Raw genomic sequence first — 2,852 nt, forward strand, 5'->3', positions numbered from 1 at the left:
TATCTAGTTTTGAGGGAATGAAAATTTTCTCTTGCAAAATGCATTAAAGACAGTATAATAGAAATTGTCTTTGGAAAAATGTCTGGTGGCGATGGCGAGAAGGTCACACCCGTTCCCATACCGAACACGGAAGTTAAGCTTCTCAGCGCCGATGGTAGTTGGGGGTTTCCCCCTGTGAGAGTAGGACGCCGCCGGGCAAGATGCATTTTCATCCTGGACAAACTTCCTGGATGAGGCATTCGAATCAACTGCATAGAGTTATGAAAAATACCATTATTCCGCAGTAGCTCAGTGGTAGAGCACTCGGCTGTTAACCGAGCGGTCGTAGGTTCGAATCCTACCTGCGGAGCCATTATCTCTAAATGACATTGATCATTTGAGCTGGCAGCAAAATGCTTCCATAGCTCAGCAGGTAGAGCACTTCCATGGTAAGGAAGAGGTCAGCGGTTCGAGCCCGCTTGGAAGCTCTGAAAATATTAATAATATGGCCCCTTGGTCAAGCGGTTAAGACACCGCCCTTTCACGGCGGTAACACGGGTTCGAATCCCGTAGGGGTCACTTAGTTTTTTTCGCGCTAGCGAAAATAAACTTCCTTAAAATCGTACTAACGATAACAAATGGAGGATTAGCTCAGCTGGGAGAGCATCTGCCTTACAAGCAGAGGGTCGGCGGTTCGATCCCGTCATCCTCCACCATTATTTTTTCACGTAGTGAAAAAAATCTTCATTAAATGCCGGTGTAGCTCAATTGGTAGAGCAACTGACTTGTAATCAGTAGGTTGGGGGTTCAAGTCCTCTCGCCGGCACCATTTTCTTACTTAACTGGTCTTAATCAGCAGTAAGATTTGTGGAGGGGTAGCGAAGTGGCTAAACGCGGCGGACTGTAAATCCGCTCCCTCAGGGTTCGGCGGTTCGAATCCGTCCCCCTCCACCATTTTAATACATATTAAAATTGGACAAGTAACTGATGTCCTTTTTATTTTTCCCATTGGGCTATAGCCAAGCGGTAAGGCAACGGACTTTGACTCCGTCATGCGTTGGTTCGAATCCAGCTAGCCCAGCCATTTATTTTCTTTTTGCATTTGATGCTTAACGGACGATAAATAGGGTAGATTAAGCCTATGAGCCATTAGCTCAGTCGGTAGAGCAAGTTGCTCACTACCTTGGCCAACTTCTGCGGCAACTTGCGAGAAAGACCGTGAGGACTTTCGAGCATCTTAGATGCGACAGTGAAGCCTGATTGGGTGAGTTTAACTTTGAATTAATCTATACTTTACGAGCCATTAGCTCAGTCGGTAGAGCATCTGACTTTTAATCAGAGGGTCGAAGGTTCGAGTCCTTCATGGCTCACTCATGTTAAGGCCCCTAAGAATAAACTTTATCCTTTATTTTTAGGGGTCTTATTTATATAATATAATTATGCGGAAGTAGTTCAGTGGTAGAATACAACCTTGCCAAGGTTGGGGTCGCGGGTTCGAATCCCGTCTTCCGCTCCAAATGGGGCCTTAGCTCAGCTGGGAGAGCGCCTGCCTTGCACGCAGGAGGTCAGCGGTTCGATCCCGCTAGGCTCCACCATTACACTACATAAATACCATTTCAGCCATAAATCCAATAGGGTTTATGGCTTTTTTTATTGTCCATATTAAAACATTGTCGATTATATTATTCATTAAATTCCAAACCGTATATATATTCATAAAATTGTCCAGTTGAGTCATTGAAATGAAAGCGGTTAAAATGGTGTAAAAGGGGAGAAAGTAGGGGTTGGTATGAGAAAGCTTTCAATAATTGGTATGCCTATGGATTTGGGGCAGATGAGAAGGGGCGTCGACATGGGGCCCAGCGCTATCCGTTATGCTGGCATCAATGAAAGATTAAAAGAATTATTTGATGAGATTGAAGATTTAGGAGATATCGCTGTTGGCCGGCCCGAAGTTAAGATTGATCCAAACAGTAATTTGAGAAATCTTGAGTTAGTGGCAGAGAAAAATAACCTGCTTGCGGAGGAAGTCGATAAAATCATCGAATCTGGTTCTTTCCCGCTCGTTTTAGGTGGGGACCATAGTATTGCGATTGGAACATTGGCTGGAGTTTCTAAACATTACAAGAACCTGGGCGTCATATGGTATGACGCGCACGGTGATTTAAATACTGCTGATACATCACCATCAGGGAATATCCACGGAATGCCTCTTGCTGCCAGCTTGGGCCTTGGACATGAATCATTGACTCAATTAGGGGGATTTGCGCCTAAAGTAAAGCCTGAAAATATCGTCATCATCGGCGCGCGTGCTCTTGACGATGGTGAAAAAGATTTAATAAAAGAACTCGGCATCAAGGTGTTCACGATGCATGAAATTGATAGACTGGGAATGGCGAAGGTTATGGAAGAAACAATCAACTATTTAAAAGATAAAACCGATGGTGTCCATCTTTCTCTGGATCTTGACGGTTTGGATCCAACCGATGCACCAGGTGTTGGTACACCGGTTTTCGGAGGCATCAGCTACCGAGAGAGTCATTTAGCAATGGAGATGCTCGAAGAGGCAGGCATTATCACTTCCGCGGAGTTTGTTGAGGTCAACCCGATTCTTGATGAAAAGAACAAGACCGCAATCGCAGCAGTAGCCTTAATGGGTTCTTTGTTTGGGGAAAAACTATTATAAAGGATTCATATCCTCCGATGAAATCGAATCGACTATCAAAAAAGTTTTCATATCAAACATATGAATTGAATATAAATATCTTGTTGATTGCAAAAAATAGGAGCAGCAGCCAGATTTGGCTGCTGCTCCTTTATAATTAATACATAACTGTTTTATTTGATGATAAGTTATAATACTTATTTAGTAG

General features: G+C 43.7%; 1 protein-coding gene, 10 tRNA genes and 1 rRNA gene. All 12 read left to right on the plus strand.

Annotated elements, in window-relative coordinates; translation table 11 throughout:
• Positions 1 to 81 precede the first annotated feature (81 nt).
• The 12 genes from rrf to rocF all read left to right on the plus strand — a co-directional run bounded on the left by rrf (position 82) and on the right by rocF (position 2,665).
• Positions 82 to 197, plus strand: a 5S ribosomal RNA gene (rrf, locus tag V7654_RS23735).
• Between the two features lie 80 nt (positions 198 to 277).
• Positions 278 to 352, plus strand: a tRNA-Asn gene (locus V7654_RS23740).
• A 42-nt stretch (positions 353 to 394) separates the two neighbouring features.
• Positions 395 to 467, plus strand: a tRNA-Thr gene (locus V7654_RS23745).
• Between the two features lie 19 nt (positions 468 to 486).
• A tRNA-Glu gene (locus V7654_RS23750) sits at positions 487 to 558 on the plus strand.
• A gap of 61 nt (positions 559 to 619) precedes the next feature.
• Positions 620 to 695, plus strand: a tRNA-Val gene (locus V7654_RS23755).
• Positions 696 to 732: 37 nt separating this feature from the next.
• Positions 733 to 808, plus strand: a tRNA-Thr gene (locus V7654_RS23760).
• 40 nt (positions 809 to 848) lie between these two features.
• A tRNA-Tyr gene (locus V7654_RS23765) sits at positions 849 to 933 on the plus strand.
• A 55-nt stretch (positions 934 to 988) separates the two neighbouring features.
• A tRNA-Gln gene (locus V7654_RS23770) sits at positions 989 to 1,063 on the plus strand.
• A 213-nt stretch (positions 1,064 to 1,276) separates the two neighbouring features.
• Positions 1,277 to 1,349, plus strand: a tRNA-Lys gene (locus V7654_RS23775).
• Positions 1,350 to 1,420: 71 nt separating this feature from the next.
• Positions 1,421 to 1,495 (plus strand) — tRNA-Gly (locus V7654_RS23780).
• 3 nt (positions 1,496 to 1,498) lie between these two features.
• Positions 1,499 to 1,574: transfer RNA gene (locus V7654_RS23785), tRNA-Ala, on the plus strand.
• Positions 1,575 to 1,768: 194 nt separating this feature from the next.
• Positions 1,769 to 2,665, plus strand: a complete 897-nt coding sequence (gene rocF, locus V7654_RS23790; RefSeq protein ID WP_335433371.1) for an arginase — start codon at positions 1,769 to 1,771, stop codon at positions 2,663 to 2,665.
• The last annotated feature ends 187 nt before the right edge of the window (positions 2,666 to 2,852 follow it).

Source organism: Bacillus sp. JJ1609 (genome assembly GCF_036967045.1).
Taxonomy (GTDB): domain Bacteria; phylum Bacillota; class Bacilli; order Bacillales; family Cytobacillaceae; genus Mesobacillus.